The organism is Bacillus sp. 2B09 (assembly GCF_003946835.1).
GTDB lineage: Bacteria > Bacillota > Bacilli > Bacillales > Bacillaceae > Bacillus > Bacillus altitudinis.
Genome location: NZ_RPSG01000004.1, coordinates 1 through 16,184 on the forward strand (window position 1 = coordinate 1; position 16,184 = coordinate 16,184).

Here is a 16,184-nt window from a genome sequence, read left to right on the forward strand (position 1 = left end):
ACCAATTGATCTAGCAAAACAAATTCGGCTTCGTGCTGAGAAGAATTTCTAGTGTGGAACATGAGAAAAACACCTTCCTTTAGTATGCTTTTCTCTATTATAAAATGGGATAGTGGAAAATTTAAGGAAAAAAATAAAGCTGTCGAGATTTTCTCGACAGCCTGACAGACCTTATTAGGTCTGTTTTTTATTTCGGCACTAAGCTACTGTCTCGCTGCATTTCTTTTGATAATAGCTGCCGCCTTAGCCCTCAAGAACAATGGCAAGATTTTGGTGATGAATTTTGGGTCATGCACTTAGACATGAAGGAAATCAACTGATTACACCCCACTGTTTAGAGAATTGTGGAAAATGAAGGACAAACGGTTTGCATATAAGTTTTGTATTTCAACTTTTATGTTTAGAAAAATAATAGCTATTCAGACTTATAATAATTTCACAAATGAAATATCAGCACTTTTTAATGTTACATACGAATTCACCACCGAACGTTTCGTGACTTTAAACCCGTGCTATAAGTCATGAATTATTTCGTCTAATTTTGTCGAAAATCATCACTTCAACATTTTTTGTATTATAATGTTTCCTGTATTACTAAAATATGTATATAAAAGGGTGTAGACAAATGAAAAAAGCTAAACTAATTTTATTCTTATGCTTTATGGCAGTTCTAACTGCTTGTGGTAACACTAACAGCTCAACTGAGCCGGCAAAAAAAGAAGAAACGAGTAAAGAGGCTTCAAAAGAATCAACACAAAAAGAGAATAAACCAACATCAGGACTTCTAACCGAAATTGGCCAATGGGATAAAGATAAAAATGGTTCAACACTAACTTTGAAAAAGATAAATAACAAACAAAAAGAAATAGATTTAAGTCCTATTAAGATGAAAATACACGATGTTAAAGTATTTGAATACAGTAATTTAGGTGAACAAGATAAAGAGCTTCTTTCTTATAATAATTTTGAAAAAGATAAATACCATAGAATACAAATCACTTATACGACTGAAAACACTTCCGATAAAGATGTTTTGTTTTCTGGTGTTGATATTATTACCACTAATACAAAGAAACAAATTGAAGTCTATAAGACTAATTTGACTACGGATACAGGTGTTGGTTCTTTGTATGGTAAAGTCGAAAATGAAGGTATGGTTGTAGTTCCTTTACTGGTAGATGATGTTTCGGATTTGAATTCAATCACACTTCACTTAAGTGATGTCTATCTAAATGACGAACCTGAATTATTGCATGATGGGGCAAAAGTTAAATTCGATTTTTAAATTCTGCACCCCCCTTTTGACTTTAATAATGAAATCCTGATGCATTTACGCGCACTTAAAAAAACAAAAAAAGACGTCTCTCTGCATGACCCCATCGGTCAGGATAAAGAAGGAAACGAAATTTCATTAATTGCCTTCTTACCATCTGAAAATGAAGATGTGACTGATACCATTCAGCTCTACATGACCGGTCCGGTTTGAAGTTAAAGAAAGAGAAGGCGAATTGAGCAGGGAATTTTAATAGAAAACATTTTGCAACAGAACAGGCCTTATAAGGTCTGTTTTTATTTGTTTAGGCTCTTACCATTTATGAATTATCTTTTAATTTTAAAAATGGTTTCGGTATATTTTTTTGCCCTTCAAATCTGAAAAGTATATAATTAATATACTTGTATGACAAATAAAGAGGGGTGATTTCTATTACATTCAATCCTGTTTCCAATAAAAAATTATACATACAAATTTATAATCAGATCCTTTCTGAAATACAGTTAGGCTCTTTTCAAATAGGAGATAAACTTCCTTCAGAAAGGGAATTATGCGAACAATTTGGTGTCAGCCGCGCACCTGTTAGACAAGCCCTCAGTGCACTAGAAATGAATGGTATTATTTATTCACGTCAAGGAGAAGGTGTCTTCGTTAAGAGTACGACCATACACAATGAAGGGTCCATCTCTATGAAATCGGCATCACCTGAGGATATCGTGGAAGCTAGAATGCATATCGAGCCTTTAATTATTCATTTTGCGGCTTTGAGAGCGACTGACGAAGATATTTTAGAACTGAAACAAACCATCAAAAAAATGGAAGAAGAAACACATTCAGGTGTATACGTCCCGGCAACTGACGAGCAGCTACATATGGGAATTGCAAAAGCGTCACATAATGATTTATTCATTACCTTTATGTCTTCCATTACGAACGCTATGAAGCAGCAGGAAATGTGGAGGTTTATACGTGATCGAACCGTTACCCGTTCTGACTATCGTGAGGTCAACTTTCAGGAGCATAAACTGATTATAGAAGCACTCGAAGAACGGAACGCAGCAGAAGCTGTGAAACGTATGACTGCCCACATGCAAAACCTATATGATCGATATTGGAAAAGCTAGGATCTTCCACTTCCAAATACGATATGAGAAGCTTCTTTTTATTTAATCGAAAAATAAGACGCATACAACAAGTAGAAGCCTTGCTGTTATGCGTCTTTGTCTTTTTAAGTTCATTTATTTTCCGATGCTCGGCACCCTTCGCATATTCCGTATAAGACTTTAACCCCTTCAGAGCCATAAGCGATGTCAATGATTTCTCCACATTCCCGGCAAACGATCGTATTTTGTGGTACATTTGTCTCTTTTTCCATGAAAATTTCAGCTCCAATCGTTTTATCCTCATGTATTGTCTCGTTTTCTTTCAGAACTTCTCCTGACAGCTAAATCACCACAATATTTCCCCTTACTACTTCCATCATAGTTTTTTTATGACCCTCGTTTAAATAGACTTTTCTATACTGGATTTTTCTGTACTTGCTTTTACAACTAGTGCTTTTCCTGACTGTTTAACTAAAAACACAATAATAAAAGAAGCCAGTATCATACTAACACCTAAAAAAATCATACTGATGTGAAAAGAACCTGTGACATCCTTAATGTACCCGACTATATATGGCCCAAAGAAACCGCCAAGATTGCCAATACTGTTGATTAGTGCGATCGCTCCACCGGCGGCTGCTCCTGTTAGAAAAGAAGGGGGAATGGCCCAAAATGGAGAATAAGCACCAAAGGCTCCGCACAAGGCAATGGTTAAAAACACAAAGGATAAGATCACACTGGAATTTGCTATATAACTGCTAATGATCATGGCCATCGCACTGACAGTTAAGCAGGCAGATACATGCCATCGCCTCTCGTTTTTCTTGTCAGAATGATTCCCGACCAGCACCATTACAATGATAGCGACGGTATACATGAAACCTAACAGCCAGCCCATTCCCTGCGTACTTAAGGAAATGGTGTCAGATAATCCTTTAGAGATTGTCGGCAAAAACATATTGATGCCGTAAAACCCAACCATCCAGCAGAAATAGCCTGCCGATAAAATGAGTACATCTCGATCTTTTAAAGCTTGAGTGAATGTATATCGCTTGACCTGTTCTTTCTCAAGCTTTTCTTTTGTTGTGACATGAATCAGCCACTCTTTTTCATCTTGATTCAGCCATTTTACATCTTCAAGTTTGTCATCCAAATAAAAGAATGCAATTACTCCAAGAATGAGTGCTGGAATCGCTTCTAAAATAAACAGCCACTGCCATCCAGACATATCCAGCCAATCAACACCTAATAGAAATGTAGAAAGTGGTGCACCTAGGGCATTCGCTCCCGGAATCGCCAGCATAAATCCAGCAATGGCTTTGGCATGATGTTTGGTTTGATAAAAACCGCTCAAATAAAACACCATACATGGATAAAAGCTAGCTTCTGCCGCACCCAATAAGAAACGTGCTGTATAAAACTGCCATGGTTCTTGAACAAAAGCCATTAAAATCGCAATAATTGCCCATGTCACCATAATTCGGCTGATCCATTTACTCGCACCGATCTTTGCCATAATGGCACTTCCCGGAACTTCTAATAAAAAATACCCTAAAAAGAATATTCCAGCCCCAAGTCCAAATACAGCATTTGAAAATCCCAAATCTTCATTCATTTGAAGAGCAGCAAATCCAATATTCACACGATCTAAAATAGCGATAACAAAACATAATGATAAAAATGGGATAAGGCGAAGTGTAACTTTACGAGTCGTCGACTTTTCTAATGCTTGTTGATTCAACATGATTCCCCCTTCAAGTTGCTTTGTCCAACTGCGTGAAGATGTCTAAATGGCATGACATATTTTTATTAAGCGCTTACAAAATATCATTTCATCAATCATTTTGACTGTGACTCTACTTCCTTTTTATTTAAAATAGAGTCAGGCATGTTCATGTGCCTGCTCCATTTCTTTCTACTAGTCCATATGTGAACCACCATTGATATCGATTTCTTCTCCTGTAATGTAGGATGCTTCTTTAGTAGCCAAAAATGTAATAGCAGCTGCGATTTCTTTCGTTTCACCTGGTCGGCCAAGTGGTATATTATCAATTACTTTTTCGGCTTCATCGATAGGAAGTGACTTCCAAATATCCGTATTCACAAGGCCTGGTGCCACACAATTCACTGTGATACCATCTTTCCCTACTTCACGGGCAAGGTTTTTAGAAAAACCTAATACTGCTGCTTTGGAAGCTGAGTAATGTGCTCCTCCAAATACGCCTCCTCCCCTTTTAGCCGATACAGAAGACAGGTTGATAATACGCCCATATTGCTGCTTGATCATTGGTTCTAGCACGGCTTGTGTACACAAAAACAAACCAAACATATTTACATTAAAGACTCTTGTCATATCTTCAAGTGTCATGTTCTGAACGGTTACTTTTTGAGAAATACCTGCATTATTCACCAATATGTCAATGCGGCCAAACGCCTCAAGCGTTACAGCCACCATATGATCAATTGATTCCTTATTTGTTACATTTACTACTACGCCTAACGCTTTTCCTCCGGCTTTTTGAATGGCTTCTACTGTGAAGCGAATCCCTTCTTCATTGATATCTGCTACCACGACAGCAGCACCCTGTTTAGCAAGTGTTAGAGCGATTGTTCGGCCAATTCCTTTTTCAGAACCGCTCCCTGTTACAATAGCTACTTGATTGTTTAATGTAAACATTGTAAATAACCTACTTTCAAATGTGATTGTTCAGCATGTCTTTTGCTGTATTTATGATGTTTTCGATTGTTATTCCATTTATTTCTAAAAGTTTTTCGTAAGGTGCAGATTCTCCAAAACGGTCTTGCACTCCGATCCGTTTGACTTTTCCTCGACCTTCTTCTGCTGCTACTTCACATACAGCACTGCCTAATCCGTTCAAAATGTTATGATCCTCTACAGTGATCATACGTCCAATATCAAGACACTCCACAACCGCCTCTCGATCTAGAGGTTTGATCGTATGCATATCTAAAAGTGATGCTTCAATCCCTTGTTCTTCTAGTTTTTTAACCGCTTCCAAAGCAAGGTATACTGTATCACCATTTGCAATGATCGCAATATCTTTGCCAGACCTTAATTTTTTGGCTTTTCCAATCACAAACTCCTCATGTTCATCATAAATCATCGGCACAGCATCTCGGGTAAAGCGCAAATACATGGGGCCATACGTATTCGCTGCCTCTTTGATCAATTTTCTCGTCGAATAGTAATCAGAGCCCATGATGACCGTCATGTTGGGAAATGTTCTTAAAACGCCCATATCTTCTATCGCTTGATGACTTCCACCGTCATTTCCCGGTGTCAATCCTCCGTGCGAGCAGGCAATCTTTACATTCAAATTCGGATAGCATATTTCTTGGCGGATTTGCTCTGCCATGCGCAGCGAGCCAAAAACTGCGTAAGTGCTTACAAATGGAATTTTTCCAGTTGTCGCAAGACCAGCTGCCAGCCCGGCACCATTTTGTTCGGCAATTCCAACGTTCACATGCTGATTGGGAAGCTGTTTTATGAATTCTCCTGTTTTGCATGATTTTCCGATATCAATATCAATCACGTAAATATGTTGATTCTCTTTTCCTAACTTAACAATTTCATCACCGAAGGCTTCACGTGTCGCTTTTTTCTTAATGACCGCTTTTTCAGTTTGGCTCATGATCTCAAACCTCCTGCTAATTCTTCTATTGCTTGTTCATACTCTTTCTCATTTGGCGCAACACCGTGCCATGAGCAGATATTTTCCATGTAGGAAACGCCTTTGCCTTTAATCGTGTCTGCTACAATACATTTCGGCTTTCCATTTTTCATGTTTTTCACTTGATTCAATGTTTCGACTATCTCTTCCATCGAATGTCCGTCAATTCGCTTTGTTTCAAACCCGAATACTTCAAACTTCATTTCTATGTCTTGCAGCGGCATGATTTCCTCGCAGAAACCATCAATTTGCAGACGGTTATTGTCAACAAAAACAATTAAATTATCAAGACGATATTTGACTGCGGTTTGAACCGCTTCCCAAATTTGTCCTTCTTGACATTCGCCATCGCCTACCATCGCAAATACCCGATAATCTTTTTCATCCCGTTTACCCGCAAGCGCCATACCAACCCCACAAGAAAGTCCTTGGCCTAATGAACCTGTTGAAATATCAATTCCAGGGCATTTCTTCATATCAGGATGACCTTGGAACGGTGAACCGTACTGTCTCAATTTGTATACGTTTTCAAAAGGGACATAACCTTTTAGCGCTAAGGCAGCATATAGAATAGGTGCAACATGGCCTTTCGATAAAACAAAACGATCACGATCTTCCCAGTTAGGATTTTGGGGATCGATATTCATCTCTTTGAAATAAAGGGCCGTGATGATATCAGCAGCTGATAAAGAGCCGCCAGGATGCCCCGATTGCGCTTCATAAATCATCGTAATCGCCGTTTGTCTAAGTTCAATCGCTTTTGCTTTTAAATTCGCCAAACTTACATCTTTCACTGGATCACCTCATTTTATTATTTGAAATCCAATCTTATATTCTTAGTTACTTGTTCACTTGTATGACAAGTAATTTATGAGAACACTATACAATTCTTGCAAGCATTTGTCTATCTATTTTTTGAATTTTTAAAAAATCAATGCGGATTTGTATTAGATGTTCTTTAGATTACATAGAGCAAAATTTTATAAAATCAGTATCCAACATAAAAAAACATCACTCGTCATTTTCATTGAGTGATGTTTCACATTCTGTATTTATCTCACTACCCCGTTTTCTTTTAAAAAACGCTCAAACAGCTGATTTCCTTCACCTTCAATTTTGTCATCTTCAATAGAATACTCGCCAATCAACAGCCCTAAATCTTCATATTTTTCATAATGCTTTAAAAGCGTTATCCCATACCATGTATGGTCAAAGAATAATTGCCACTTTCCTGTTTCTAAACTCTTAAAAAACACCCCTTCAACATCAAGACCATGTTCGTAATAGCCAACATGTACATGCATGGTATCATCTAAACGACACATTTTATTCTCCTTCTTGTTCCCCGTAAAACTTTATAGACCTTGCTGAAATTCAATCGTCCTCAACTCCACCCATTCAACACTATCAGGTATCGATTTTGTTTTTAGAAAATGTTGAACGATTTCATAAGCTTGATGTCGATCGACGTAGCTGCATGAAGGTACATACAATGGTGCGCCTGCAACGACATGCTTGATCGTTTCTATCTTCTCTACTTTTTTAAAAGGAACCAAAAAATTTGGATATCTCATGAGAAAAAAGCCATAAGGTTCATGATAAAAGAAAACAAGACTTTCCGTTTCCCAATCTTCATCCACTTCAATAGAAGATTCTCCATTCCCTTGTTTCCAATAGTCTTCACCCTTATGGAAGAAGATTTCTTTCATCCATTCTTCTCCTGGATTTTCCACTGGAGCACCGGTTGGTCCATAATACAAAAACATTCCATTCTCTCCTTATTCATTTATTGATCCCTTGTTCTCTTTCCTTCAAATGTGTAAAATGCACGCGCCTGTTTATTTAATTTTAGCATGCTGAATAACTGTGGATTTAATTTTTCGGCATCCTGGATGCTTACCCATTTTACTTCTTCAATATCATGATCAGGATCTAAAATATTCATCTCTCCCCCGATGATTTCCGCAAAAAACGTAAAAATAAGTGCATGATGCATGTTATCTTGAAAAAGTATTTCTCTAACAGAATGAAGTTCATTTACTTTGATCACATATCCTGTTTCTTCTCTCACCTCACGGATCACAGCTTGCTGCAGATGTTCTCCTTTTTCCACTGCACCACCAGGAAACTCCCAATAACCTTTGACATTCTTTACCATGAGAATATGTTCATCCATGTCATAAATCAAAGCTGACACCACGTCTACTCTCTTCAACTGAATCCTCCTCACCCATTGTCGAAAATATAAAACGAGCTGTTCATATCAATCTTTTCTCATTATACTGTATCCTTGTTACGAAAGATTGGAGGGCTTAGCTCGTAGATCATTATGCTCTTGCTGATTGTCCAAATCAGATTTACGAGGAACATCGTCTCTCTTTTGAGACAATTCAAGGAGTCAAACGAGAAAATCATTGAAAAACGACAAGTAAAAAACCTCCTTCATTTAGCGGGAGGTTTGTTTATTTGATTCTCTTTCAATTGTTTCTCATCGTATAACAAATATCTGATCCGCTGTAGATAATGGAGCGCAATGTGACCGAGACAGAACATAAGCCCGATCATTGAAAGTATATAGATGGGCAGCATCAAACTAGGTACATTGTTTATGACAAAAGCCAAACCAACCACTGTCAGCATAACGAGACTTAAAAATCTTATCAATACCACTTGAAGTCCCCCTTCATATTCACCATAACAGATTTTCCCTTTATTTTCATGACCTGCCTAAAAAAAGATGCGAATCCGCTAAGATTCACACCAAAAGGGGTATTACCTATTCGACTCACTTCTCTTCTCACGCGCTTCCTTCCACTGCTCAAGCTCAGACACCGTCAATAATTGATATCCCTGTTTGGTGAGTTCTTTGATAATCGTGACGGCTGCGTTGGCTGAGGTGTCATAGATGTCGTGCATTAAGATCGTTTCACCGCTAGATGCATGAGTTAGAATGTAGTTCGCGACGTATTGGCTGTTTCGATATTTCCAGTCTTCAGGATCCACATCCCAAAGGGTCACTTTCATGTGAAGAGCTTCGTTGATTTGCCCGTTTGTCCCGCCATATGGTGGTCTAAAATGAGTCGGTGTGAACCCGCTCGCTTTTTCAATGATTTGCTGCGTGTCTTCTACTTGTTTGACCGCTTGTTTTAAAGGGAGTCTTGTGAGCAAAGGGTGGTTATAGGAATGGTTTCCAATTTCATTTCCACCCTTTCTGATTTCACTTAACATATCGGGATAATACTGAACCCTGCTGCCTAATACAAAAAATGTGGCATGTCCTTTGTTCTCTTTTAATGCTGTTAAAATTTTTGAGGTCGTTGATGGATTGGGCCCATCATCAAATGTGAGTGCAATGGCTTTTTGATTCGGATGAAATGTGGATGTTTTCGGCAGTTTCACAATCTTTCTTGTTGGAATCGGTTCTTTTTTCTCGTTTTTGTTCATTTCTTTCTTCATATATTCAGGTTTTAATATTCCTTTCAGCAGTGTTTTCTTAATCGCTAACACTTGAGGGCCTTGATGATTTGGAGCGATTTGTCCTCTTGGAAAGTAGAATTCGATATAGCGATCCTTGATGGCAAAATACTGATAGTTCTTCGCCACAGGAGACGTTCCCTGTTTGAGCAGCGGCTGATTTTCAGCTAGCGTTCGATCTTTTTTTAATTCCTCAAAAGTCATATGAGATAATTTTTGAAGATTGTCCTTCTTTGATAGAAAGATATCGTTGATTGATAAAAATGTCTGTTTCTTGAAATCAAAGTTCATCACCTTCGTTTGATTGACGCCTTGCTTTCCGCCCTTCACTTCATATGTATTGAATTTGATTGCGACTGTTTGCTTGGCATAATGAATGATCTCATAATCGATGTTTAGTTCGTATCGTTTCTCTTCATTGGCATCACTCGCTTGACTAAACGATGTTTTAAACTTTTCTAACGCGGTCTCTGCAAATCTTTTGATCTCCTGATCTAGTTTTTCTTGATGAAACAGCGGATAGTTGACAGCATATCTCATGAATTTCCCGTCATTCACAAGTGTGACAATTTCAACTTGTTTGTAGCTCGCATCTTGTTCTACTTTTTTCCTCTCTGTCCCGCTTGCCTGCTGGTTATGATAAAACGAAGCGATACCGATGACGATTGCAAGTCCACATAGGACGAGGCTGATCTTCCCTTTCGTTGACACAATGATTCTCCTCTCGTGATGCCGTCCTGTCTGGATGACGTGTGTTTGTAGGATAGACTTTTCGCAGCCCCTTTTTAGTTTGCAAAAAACACATTTGTCACATTTTCGACATATTTTACGAGAGATATATAAAAAGGGCTTGATCGCTCAGCCCTTATTTTTGCATATACAGTTGGAATAACTTTGTTTCTTCATCAATAGAGCGTGCCTGGTCAAAAGCTGCTCTGACTGTTTTTGAGTTATTCACCAGCTCATACAGCATGGTGAGAACAAAAATAAATGACGCATTTCCATCAATGTAGTCATCGGGCGCTGTATAGGATATCGCCCCTGTTTCTAAAAAAGCTTCTGCCATCTTTTTTTCGCCTAGTGTACAGCCTGTACATATAATGTGGACTCCATTTAACGAAGCATACCGCTTTATGTCATCCGCACCAAAAGCAGCACCTCTCGGCTCACCCTCTTCGTATACATCTTCTCCTAACTCCGGTATGAGAAACGCTCCTTCTTCTCCGTGAAAGGATAAAAGAATGAAATCCGTCTCGCCTCTATTCCTCCCGGATAATACATCAATCAGGTCATTCGGTCTGCCTATCCAATGCATATCGACTTTTGCGCCAAAGTTTTCAAGTGCTGCACGAAGCGCAAAGGATTCCAGCTCACTATTTGGTCCGGCTGCCAATGTGATGCGCATGACTGGCTGGCTCATTTATATCCCCTCCAAACGATGATAAACATAGCACCATTTTTTCCTCATCTACATAAGCACCATTTATTTTTAGTGCTTTTTCCTCTACCACATACGACTTAAATCCAACAGACTTGTAAAGATGTTTGGCTGAGTCGTTTGTTGTGACCACTGTTAAATACAGTTGTTCGATATCTTTTCTTTCGCGCGCAAAAGAAAGAACTTTTGTCAGGAGCGCTTTCCCAATTCCTTTTCCACGGCCATTAGCCTTTACATACATCGCTGCCACATTGGCACGGTGCTTTAATTTCTGCAAGGTTTCTTGTATGAGTGTAACCGAGCCGACCAGCTGACCTTGATGAAAGGCACCGAATGTCCACATAGATTGTGTAGAGGCAAAACGAGCCTTATATTTATTCTTCGTATCTAGCTTCTCTTCCTCGTAACTCATAGCAAAACTCTCTGGATTTAATCGGAGTGCTTCTAATCTCAAGTTCGCATATTCTTGAGCATCTTCTGGTGTTAACAATCGAATATTCAGAAAATCGCCTCCATCAGAATGAATTGATACTTCCAATTTTATCTTGAAAAGAGATTTTGATCAAAGAATATTGGTTCATTTACATATAACACATTTCTTATAGACTTTTAGGCTCTCTTTCGTTTTTGTGAAAACAAGGTCATTTTGATCATGTTCACTCGATATTTCCTATCCAAAACGATTCTTTTCTCACTTATCTTTTCACTTTTTTTATATTAACCTATAACTAATTCATAAAAAAAGAAAAAAAAGGATTGATATGAACAAAAACATATCATAAGATAGAATAGTAATAAAAAGACAAAAAAGGAAGGAATTTGATATGACAGAAACAAGAAATGAAATCAAACTACATGTTCTTTTTGGTGCTTTAGCAGTAGGATTCCTTATGCTAGCTCTTTTTTCCTTCTCGCTACAAGTACTGCCAGTTGCTGATCTAGCAAAAGAATTTGGTATTCCAGGCAGTGTTGCCGCTGTAGTTCTTAATGTGGTTGAAGCGGGTGGAGCTGTCACTACAATTGTCTCCATTTTAACTGCTGTAGGTTCAGGCGGTCTTTCTCTTATTGCTGCGGCTGGTAAAGAGACAATTCGTCAATACCTTAAAAACGAAATTAAGAAAAAAGGCCGTAAAGCCGTTATCGCTTGGTAATTTATTTAACGACTCAATAGAAGGAGACTCTGTTCTCCTTCTATTTAAATTTTTGTGCAGGTGAGAAGATGTTATATCCATTATTATCACTACTTCTATCCATTAGACTGGAGCAACAGTATTCTAATATCGCTCAGTTCGTTATACGAAAAATTCCATTTCTCAAGTCGTTTTCTTCAAAACAGTACATATTTTTTTCTTGTATTCTTGATATCATATTCGGATGCATGATTGTATTCGTTATATCTTCATTTCTTTACTCCCCCGTCTATCAAATAGAATGGGAAAGTGCTTTTGTGATGTTTTTATTTCTATTTTCTATCGTCAAAGGAATTGAATCTTATAGAAGAACTCATCTTCTTCCTTTTAAAGAATTGATACAGCTAGCACCTGTTTCCTCTAGACAACTTTTTCAAACGCTTCTGTTTTCAGAATTGATTTGGCTTGTGTTTACGAGTTTGAGCACTTATTTGATCTATTTTTTGTTCCAATATGATATTGTTCAAACACACGATCTGGCATTCTGGTTAAAACATGTCAATGTGATGCTGACAAGTATCTTCCTATTTATCATCAGCAATAAGATATTCGGTGCTTATATCTATAACATCGTCGTGAAAAAAATCGGGGCTATTCGTGTCCTCTTTTTTGCAAGCATCGCTTTGCTTTTTTTCTTTTTCGGAAGGGTTCTCATATTAAACATCATTTTCCCTTTTTATCACACCTTCCGGCAACTATTTCAATCGATCTCATCGCTTGCAGAGGATTCGTTTTGGATCACTCTTTCAAACAAGCTGATCTCTTTATATCAACATGATCTTCAGCAAATGCATCATGCTTTATTTTCAGATGGCTCTGTTTTTCTACAATTTCAAGCTCTGTTCCATTCACCTATTACATTGATTGTTGTGCTATTAGGTAGTGCGCTTGTCATGAGAAGTCCTGTTCGATGGATTCCAACGGAAAAAGATCAAGACCAAAGCTCAAAGCATTTTCGGGATTTATTTTATTGGTACTTTCAAGTACTGCATAAAATTCAGGGTTCGCTGTTTAGACAAAATGTGTTGATCCAAAAAGACATCAAGCTGCTGAAAGAAAAAAGGTGGCTCTTATCTAAAGAATTTTTTAATTATATGTTCATGTCATATGAAGCCTTCTTTTATATTGGTGTTTTTACCGGATTGATCTCGATCATCGATCATCAAGCCTTGCAAATTCAGCTGCTATTCACACTCAATATTATGATACTAGCGAATCAATCTTATGAGATGAGAATGCTGACACCTTCTATTTTTGCTTTAAGTGCTGAAAAAAAGAACATTTGGCTTTACGAGCTTTCTCAAATATCTCTTTTGCAATTTTTCTTATCAAAAATCCAGTTATTTTATTGTTTATTTTCCATACCAGCGCTCTTTTTACTATTCATTAATCTATCTATTATGACTGTGTATCAACTGTTTCATGTTCAGATGCTCATTCAACTGGTGGTATTAGGGGTTGGCTTTTTCATTTTTCCTTTGATTCAGCTTTACTTGTTTCCATTCACAACGAAATTCAATTTTATTCATGAGCATGAAATAGGGACAACAAATGAGGAACTAGAGATCATCGATAAAGGTCAGGCATTTGCAAGAAACTTTCTTGTTCTGCCTTTTATGTACTATTTGATTTTGACCTCTTTTCTCCCTATATTGCAGCAATCCTCAGGGCTCGTAAACGTGCTGTTCGCTATATATTTTGTGATCGTTTCAGTGATTTGCTGGATATTATGCCGCAAGACCATTTATAAAGGAATTGAGTATGTTGAAAAAAATAAGATATTTTCTATCGGAGAATAGATTGATTCTACGCCTCGGCTATCTTTACGCCGGTGTATTTATTGTAGCTTTGCTCATTGGAAGTCTCCTTCCTTATGATCAGATTCCTTATTTAAAAAAGGATGAAGACATGTTTTTTCTCTCTATTTTTTCAAACAATTTACAGGTTGGGCTTGCCATTCTAGGTATCGGGGCTTTTACTGGCGGCATTATGTCTGCTGGCATTCTTTTTTATAATGGCTATATCATTGGAAAACTCATTCAGTTTTTGATAGCTCAGCATGAAGTACAGCAGTTATTCACTGGCCTCATGCCACATGCTTTTGTTGAGGTTCTTGGTTTGATCCTATTTTCAATCGTCAGTGCTTTTCCATTTATTTATCTTTACCGGTTTATGAAAGGTAAGGCCATTGATGTAAGAAAGCTGACTCGGACTGTGATTCAGTTAATCTTTGCCGCTGTAGTGCTCTTGTTGATTGCCTCTCTTTTAGAGGAATATGTCAGCCATGTACATCTATCTTAGAAGAAAGGAGAATGTGGTTCTATGGAGCTACTTCTACGCCCTAAGCAATTTTTCAACCAACATCAATCGACCAAAACTGTTATAGGTTTAGTCTTACTATCTTTATTTGTTTCAACTGTTTTTTTAACATTTTTCATTATTGATTTGTTAGTAGAGGAACCATTATCTGCGGGAAAACAATTAGCCAGCATTGTGTTTATCTTTTTACTGACAATCCCACTTTATTTCATATTGAATTTTCTCGGTACTGTCGTGACTTCAATTTATATGTACTTTTTTCATAAAACGTTTATTTTGCGCAAAATGTATTTTGTCATCTTGCTTTATAATGCGTTTCTTCTATTAGTGAATAGCGCAGCAATCTATTGTGTGATGGTACTCGATTTAGATCATTATTTTATCTTCATCCAAGCGGTTTCGTTTTTGATCAACTTGTACCTTTTACGCATCCTTTATGATGGGATCATTTATTATGCTAAAGGATCAAAAAAAGCCGCCCTTGCGACCGTCATCTTGTATATGCTGGTGACCACCGTTTTTGTTATTGGAGGATTTATCAATGGCTAGTTTGCAAGTGTCTCAGCTATCTTTTCGTTATGAAACAACTGAAGAAAGCTCTCCCCTCCTTGATCAAGTATCCTTTCATCTGAAAGAAGGTGATCGTGCTTGTATTATCGGAAAAAACGGTAGCGGTAAATCGACACTTTTAAAGATCATCGCAGGTCTGCTTCCTTCAGTATCCGAAACGGTTTTACTCAATGAACAGCATCATCCTGGGTCAGCTCTTTATAAAGGATTGGTCGCGTACATCCCAGATAAGCCTTTGGTTTATGATGCGCTGACTGGTATCGAGCATATGACTCTTATACAGTCGCTATGGAAAATGAATCAGTCAGAAAAAGAGATATACAAAAAGACCTTTCTCTCGCTTTGTGATGCATTTGATTTAACTCATGCACTCAAGATGCCTGTCAAACAATATTCACTAGGTATGAGATATAAGCTTTTCTTTAATTGTATGGCGGCCAGATCACCAGAGCTAATCATTCTTGATGAACCTTTTACATCTCTTGATGAGGCATCTCAAATGCAGTCTATTTCTTTATTAAAAGAAGAATTCTCTGATCAATGTGTTTTATTTACAAGCCATCAGCGCTACCTTTATTCAGAATTAGGAAATCGTTTTTTCGAGCTTGATCACGGACAATTAAATGAAATAGAGCGTTAAACATACAAAAGGCATCCCATCACAGGATGCCTCACTTCTTTCTACCATTATCTTACCATTTACAGCGTTTGACCGGGCGGCAGCAAGGATTCTTGATATCACTGCCACAGTCATATTCTTCCACAATATACTCATTTCGAGTAGATTGCGTCACAGGGTAGTAGTTTTCAATTCTTTTGATGTTTTTATTGACGTTTGTGATATGAGTTGGATGAATTTTTCTAATCGTTTGTTCATTTGTTGTCGTGTTGACAATTTGACGTGTAGGGGATACAACCGTTTCAACTTCTCCATGATTCCCTCTGCGAGGCCCAAAGAAAAAATTGTCTAATCGATTCCGGCTCATTCTCAACACCCCTTCAAGTTGTCTTTCACTTACACTCTATCGTATGTCAGAGGCACGATTAGTGATTAGATGCTTGTCTATTTTGAAAAAATTCGCTTGTGATCTAGTAGTCTCTTTCTTTACATTAGGACAATTTTAA

General features: G+C 37.7%; 20 protein-coding genes and 1 pseudogene. 8 read left to right on the forward strand and 13 right to left on the reverse strand.

Annotated elements, in window-relative coordinates:
- Window positions 1–625: 625 nt before the first annotated feature.
- The 3 genes and pseudogenes from EBQ12_RS09455 to EBQ12_RS09465 all read left to right on the forward strand — a co-directional run bounded on the left by EBQ12_RS09455 (window position 626) and on the right by EBQ12_RS09465 (window position 2,397).
- Window positions 626–1,285 carry a hypothetical protein gene (locus EBQ12_RS09455; protein WP_065460726.1) on the forward strand — a complete coding sequence of 220 codons (660 nt, stop codon included), beginning with the start codon at window positions 626–628 and terminating at the stop codon, window positions 1,283–1,285.
- Between the two features lie 27 nt (window positions 1,286–1,312).
- A pseudogene (locus EBQ12_RS19730) lies at window positions 1,313–1,471 on the forward strand (RNA polymerase subunit sigma-70); the annotation flags it as partial.
- A 224-nt stretch (window positions 1,472–1,695) separates the two neighbouring features.
- Window positions 1,696–2,397: a FadR/GntR family transcriptional regulator gene (locus EBQ12_RS09465; protein ID WP_008342522.1), complete on the forward strand. Its 702-nt coding sequence runs from the start codon at window positions 1,696–1,698 to the stop codon at window positions 2,395–2,397.
- 110 nt (window positions 2,398–2,507) lie between these two features.
- Here EBQ12_RS09465 and EBQ12_RS09470 read toward each other — a convergent pair whose 3' ends face one another.
- The 12 genes from EBQ12_RS09470 to EBQ12_RS09525 form a co-directional block, all read right to left on the reverse strand.
- Window positions 2,508–2,648 (reverse strand): GapA-binding peptide SR1P, encoded by a 141-nt coding sequence (locus tag EBQ12_RS09470; protein ID WP_017358037.1) that lies wholly within the window; start codon window positions 2,646–2,648, stop codon window positions 2,508–2,510.
- A gap of 128 nt (window positions 2,649–2,776) precedes the next feature.
- The gene (locus tag EBQ12_RS09475) at window positions 2,777–4,117 is read right to left on the reverse strand and encodes an MFS transporter (RefSeq protein WP_017358038.1); all 1,341 of its coding nucleotides are present in this window, start codon (window positions 4,115–4,117) and stop codon (window positions 2,777–2,779) included.
- Window positions 4,118–4,294: 177 nt separating this feature from the next.
- Window positions 4,295–5,053, reverse strand: a complete 759-nt coding sequence (locus EBQ12_RS09480) for an SDR family NAD(P)-dependent oxidoreductase (RefSeq protein ID WP_125589802.1) — start codon at window positions 5,051–5,053, stop codon at window positions 4,295–4,297.
- A 16-nt stretch (window positions 5,054–5,069) separates the two neighbouring features.
- Window positions 5,070–6,029, reverse strand: a complete 960-nt coding sequence (locus EBQ12_RS09485; protein WP_017358040.1) for a transketolase family protein — start codon at window positions 6,027–6,029, stop codon at window positions 5,070–5,072.
- Entirely contained in the window at window positions 6,026–6,862 is an 837-nt protein-coding gene (locus EBQ12_RS09490) for a transketolase (protein WP_125589804.1), read from the reverse strand. Before EBQ12_RS09490 ends, EBQ12_RS09485 begins: the two co-directional genes overlap by 4 nt.
- A 258-nt stretch (window positions 6,863–7,120) precedes the next feature.
- Window positions 7,121–7,393: a DUF3986 family protein gene (locus tag EBQ12_RS09495; RefSeq protein WP_125589806.1), complete on the reverse strand. Its 273-nt coding sequence runs from the start codon at window positions 7,391–7,393 to the stop codon at window positions 7,121–7,123.
- 30 nt (window positions 7,394–7,423) lie between these two features.
- On the reverse strand, window positions 7,424–7,834 hold the full coding sequence (locus EBQ12_RS09500) for an Imm1 family immunity protein (RefSeq protein WP_125589807.1): 411 nt from the start codon (window positions 7,832–7,834) through the stop codon (window positions 7,424–7,426).
- Window positions 7,835–7,854: 20 nt separating this feature from the next.
- Window positions 7,855–8,283 (reverse strand): NUDIX hydrolase, encoded by a 429-nt coding sequence (locus EBQ12_RS09505; RefSeq protein ID WP_125589809.1) that lies wholly within the window; start codon window positions 8,281–8,283, stop codon window positions 7,855–7,857.
- 227 nt (window positions 8,284–8,510) lie between these two features.
- A complete protein-coding gene (locus EBQ12_RS09510) occupies window positions 8,511–8,738 on the reverse strand; it encodes a hypothetical protein (RefSeq protein WP_125589811.1) in 228 nt (75 codons plus the stop codon).
- A gap of 102 nt (window positions 8,739–8,840) precedes the next feature.
- Window positions 8,841–10,253 (reverse strand): polysaccharide deacetylase family protein, encoded by a 1,413-nt coding sequence (locus tag EBQ12_RS09515; protein ID WP_125589813.1) that lies wholly within the window; start codon window positions 10,251–10,253, stop codon window positions 8,841–8,843.
- A gap of 154 nt (window positions 10,254–10,407) precedes the next feature.
- Complete coding sequence (locus EBQ12_RS09520) at window positions 10,408–10,962, reverse strand: delta-aminolevulinic acid dehydratase (RefSeq protein ID WP_125589815.1); 555 nt, start codon at window positions 10,960–10,962, stop codon at window positions 10,408–10,410.
- Entirely contained in the window at window positions 10,916–11,518 is a 603-nt protein-coding gene (locus EBQ12_RS09525) for a GNAT family N-acetyltransferase (RefSeq protein WP_349773989.1), read from the reverse strand. The genes EBQ12_RS09520 and EBQ12_RS09525 overlap by 47 nt, the downstream gene beginning before the upstream one ends.
- Before the next feature lie 286 nt (window positions 11,519–11,804).
- Here EBQ12_RS09525 and EBQ12_RS09530 point away from each other — a divergent pair, with 286 nt between their 5' ends.
- From EBQ12_RS09530 to EBQ12_RS09550, 5 genes are all read left to right on the forward strand, one after another.
- The gene (locus EBQ12_RS09530; protein ID WP_017358050.1) at window positions 11,805–12,131 is read left to right on the forward strand and encodes an uberolysin/carnocyclin family circular bacteriocin; all 327 of its coding nucleotides are present in this window, start codon (window positions 11,805–11,807) and stop codon (window positions 12,129–12,131) included.
- 299 nt (window positions 12,132–12,430) lie between these two features.
- Window positions 12,431–13,969: a hypothetical protein gene (locus tag EBQ12_RS09535; protein WP_241215632.1), complete on the forward strand. Its 1,539-nt coding sequence runs from the start codon at window positions 12,431–12,433 to the stop codon at window positions 13,967–13,969.
- A 1-nt stretch (window position 13,970) separates the two neighbouring features.
- Window positions 13,971–14,471: a stage II sporulation protein M gene (locus tag EBQ12_RS09540; protein WP_039167181.1), complete on the forward strand. Its 501-nt coding sequence runs from the start codon at window positions 13,971–13,973 to the stop codon at window positions 14,469–14,471.
- 21 nt (window positions 14,472–14,492) lie between these two features.
- A complete protein-coding gene (locus EBQ12_RS09545) occupies window positions 14,493–15,038 on the forward strand; it encodes a hypothetical protein (protein ID WP_045034088.1) in 546 nt (181 codons plus the stop codon).
- A complete protein-coding gene (locus EBQ12_RS09550; protein WP_041506855.1) occupies window positions 15,031–15,699 on the forward strand; it encodes an ABC transporter ATP-binding protein in 669 nt (222 codons plus the stop codon). Before EBQ12_RS09545 ends, EBQ12_RS09550 begins: the two co-directional genes overlap by 8 nt.
- A 52-nt stretch (window positions 15,700–15,751) precedes the next feature.
- On the opposite strand, the gene EBQ12_RS09555 is transcribed toward EBQ12_RS09550, so the two are convergent.
- Window positions 15,752–16,045 (reverse strand): CotD family spore coat protein, encoded by a 294-nt coding sequence (locus EBQ12_RS09555; RefSeq protein WP_008342559.1) that lies wholly within the window; start codon window positions 16,043–16,045, stop codon window positions 15,752–15,754.
- Between the last annotated feature and the right edge of the window lie 139 nt (window positions 16,046–16,184).